The organism is Geodermatophilus sp. SYSU D00696 (assembly GCF_054050235.1).
In genome coordinates this window covers 1-2,835 of record NZ_JBJGYY010000077.1, presented here as the reverse complement: position 1 = coordinate 2,835, position 2,835 = coordinate 1, and the positions used below count along the sequence as shown (strand labels likewise).

General features: G+C 76.6%; 4 protein-coding genes. 2 read left to right on the top strand and 2 right to left on the bottom strand.

What is annotated here, in order from left to right; genetic code table 11:
• Positions 1-52 precede the first annotated feature (52 nt).
• On the bottom strand, positions 53-1,042 hold the full coding sequence (locus ACI79O_RS24110) for a zinc metalloprotease (RefSeq protein WP_456893491.1): 990 nt from the start codon (positions 1,040-1,042) through the stop codon (positions 53-55).
• A gap of 161 nt (positions 1,043-1,203) precedes the next feature.
• Positions 1,204-1,899, bottom strand: a complete 696-nt coding sequence (locus ACI79O_RS24105; RefSeq protein WP_456893493.1) for a helix-turn-helix transcriptional regulator — start codon at positions 1,897-1,899, stop codon at positions 1,204-1,206.
• Between the two features lie 62 nt (positions 1,900-1,961).
• Between ACI79O_RS24105 and ACI79O_RS24100 the strand changes: the two genes are divergently transcribed.
• On the top strand, positions 1,962-2,570 hold the full coding sequence (locus ACI79O_RS24100; RefSeq protein ID WP_456915390.1) for a dienelactone hydrolase family protein: 609 nt from the start codon (positions 1,962-1,964) through the stop codon (positions 2,568-2,570).
• On the top strand, positions 2,567-2,776 hold the full coding sequence (locus ACI79O_RS24095) for a hypothetical protein (protein WP_456893497.1): 210 nt from the start codon (positions 2,567-2,569) through the stop codon (positions 2,774-2,776). The genes ACI79O_RS24100 and ACI79O_RS24095 overlap by 4 nt, the downstream gene beginning before the upstream one ends.
• Positions 2,777-2,835 lie beyond the last annotated feature (59 nt).

Below are 2,835 nucleotides of genomic sequence, written 5' to 3'. Positions count from 1 at the left end.
GCGCCACCCGGGGGACCCTCCCCCGGGTGGCGCGCGCCGCTGCGTCGGGACGTCAGACGCCCGGGGCCCGGTAGGCCTCCCAGGCGTTGCTCATCCGGGCCACCTGACCGGCCGAGAACGTGTTCATGCAGAAGTCCTCGGTGTAGTCCATGAAGTTGGTGATCGGGTCGGTCCCGGGGTCGCGCGGGCAGCTGTCGCGGCCGGCGTCGGCGTCGCACTCAAAGGCGGGCAGGGCCTCGGCCGGGGTGTCGGTCACGTAGTCACCGGGGCCGCTGCAGCCGCCCTGGAAGGTGTGGAACAGCCCCAGCCAGTGGCCGACCTCGTGGGTGAGGGTGTCGCCCTGGTTGTACGGCTCGGCGGTGCCGCCCGGCATCGACTCGTCGAGGATCACCACGCCGTCGGCCCACAGCTGCCCGCCCTTGGCCTTCTGCGGGAAGGTCGCGTAGCCGAGCAGCCCGCCGCCGATGGAGGCGACGTAGACGTTGAGCGTCTCCGCACCGCCCACCCGCAGCGCGCTCTTGGCGGCCCGCTCCTCCTTGCTCCCTGGGACGAGGGCCGCCCACTCCGGGTTGACGACGAACTCGATCTCCGTCGCCTCGTAGGTGAACCGGAAGGGCGTGTCGGGCGAGTCCGCTGCGGCTCCTTCTCCGGCGTAGGCGTCGTTGAGGACGTCCATCTGCGCGGCGATCTGCTGCCTCCGCACCTCCTGCTGCTCGGCCGTGAGCTCCTCGGCGGTGATGACGTGGAAGACCGTCGGGACGGTGACCGAGCCGGCCTCCAGCACCGGGCGGCTCTTGGGGTTGCCCAGGGCCGCGGCCTGCGCGGTGGAGACGGCGTTGGGCTCGCCACGGGTGGCGCCGGGACGGATCCGGGCCTCCTCCGTGCCGTGACCGACGTGGTCGGTGTGCACGTCGGCGCACCCCTCCGGGGCGGCGCTCGCGGACGGGACGGCGACGTCGACCGTGCCGGCCGCCGGGGCGGTCGTCAGGGCCAGCGCGGCCGCGGCGCCGAGGGTGAGGGCGCTCCGGCGCAACCGGGTCATGCATGCCTCCGCTGGGGTCGGGACGAACCGGCCCGCCGGGTCCGGCGGCGCCGGAGGTGGGCGGAGCCAACCACACACCGGTACCGGGCGGTCTCGCCGGGCGTGTCGCAGGTCACCCGCCGACCCGGCGCGGCGACAGCGGGGCGATCGTGCCCGGCCGGTCAGCGGGGGTGTGGCCGGACCGCGTGGGCGTCTGGGGGCGGGGTGCCGTACAGGCCCGGGTCCCGGGCCGGCGCCGGTTCGGTCGTGAGCGCGGCGCCGGCGATGCGGTCCCAGCGGAACCAGCGGGGGGCGTCCCGGTCGCGGCACCAGGCGATGAGGTACCAGTGGTCGCCGGTGCGCGCGAGCAGGTGGGGCTCGACCCGCCGGCGGGTCTCGGCGCCGTGCCGGTCGCGGTAGCGGAGGGTCACCACGCGGCGCTGCGCCAGCGCCTGCTCCACCACCGCGGCGGCGTCCGGGCGGCCGGTCGGGCCGCGGACCCACACGCGTCCGGCGAGCCGGTCGGCCTCGGCGCGGGCCGCCGGCCCCAGCACGTCGAGCACCTTCGCGAGCGCGGCGCGGCCGTCGACGGCGAAGGGTGCGTCCGGCGCGCCGGCCAGCGCCACGGCCACCGCCACCGCCTGCGCGGCGGTGAAGTTGACCGGGGGCAGGGTGGCCGCCGCGTCCAGCACGTACCCCCCGCCCGGGCCGGCCGTGGCCCAGATGGGGACACCGGCCTGCTGCAGCGCGGAGACGTCGCGCTTGACCGTCCGGGTCGACACCTCCAGCCAGCCGGCGAGCTCCGCCGCCGTCCGTCCGCGGCGTCCGGCCCGGCGCAGCTCCTCGGTGAGCGCGTGCAACCGGTCGGTGCGGTTCACCGGGAGATCGTCGCAGGAACGGTGACAGGACGGTGTCACCGACGGTGCCGCAGGGTCTCCCCATGACAGAGATCGCGCTCTTCCACTCGGCCCTCGGCGTGCGTCCCGGGGTCGTCGACGCCGCCGACCGCCTGCGGGCGGCCGGCCACCGGGTGACCGTGGTCGACCAGTACGACGGGCTGGTCTTCGACGACTACGCCGCGGGCAGCGCCCACACCGAGCGGGTCGGCTTCCCGGCGCTCATGCAGGCCGCGCTGGACGGCGTCGCCGGGCTGGCCGACGGCTTCGTCGCCGCCGGCTTCTCCAACGGCGCCGGCATGGCCGAGTACGTGGCCACCCGCCGCCGCTGCGCCGGGCTGCTGCTGTTCTCCGGCGCCCTGCCGCTCGGGATGCTGGGGATAACGGGCTGGCCGGCAGGCCTGCCGGTGCAGATCCACTACGCCGCGGACGACCCGTTCCGCCGCCAGGAGTGGATCGACGCCGTCGCGGCGGACGCCGCCCGCGCCGGCGGCCGGGTCGAGACGTTCGACTACCCGGGGGCCGGGCACCTGTTCACCGATCCGAGCCTGCCCGCCGAGTACGACCCGGCGGCGAGCGAGCTGCTCTGGCAGCGGGCCCTGGCGTTCCTGGAACGCCTCCCGGCCGACGCGGAGACCACACTGACCCGGTGACGAGCGCAGCGGGCGGGCACGCGGCCGGCCGGGACCAGGAGAGCAGCCGGGCGCACGCGGTGCCGCGGGAGGCCGCCGACGGGCCCCCGCCCTGGGTGGCGGTCTGCGGCACGCCGGTGGCCGTGGTGCAGGGCGCCTGGAACGGACGCCGCGGCCTCGGTGCCGACGACGTCTGCCCCGAGTGCCGCCGCCTCGCGCCCGCCTGAGCCGCCGTCCTCCCTCACCCTGCGGCGTCCTCCCTCACCGCCGGCCGTGAGGGAGGACG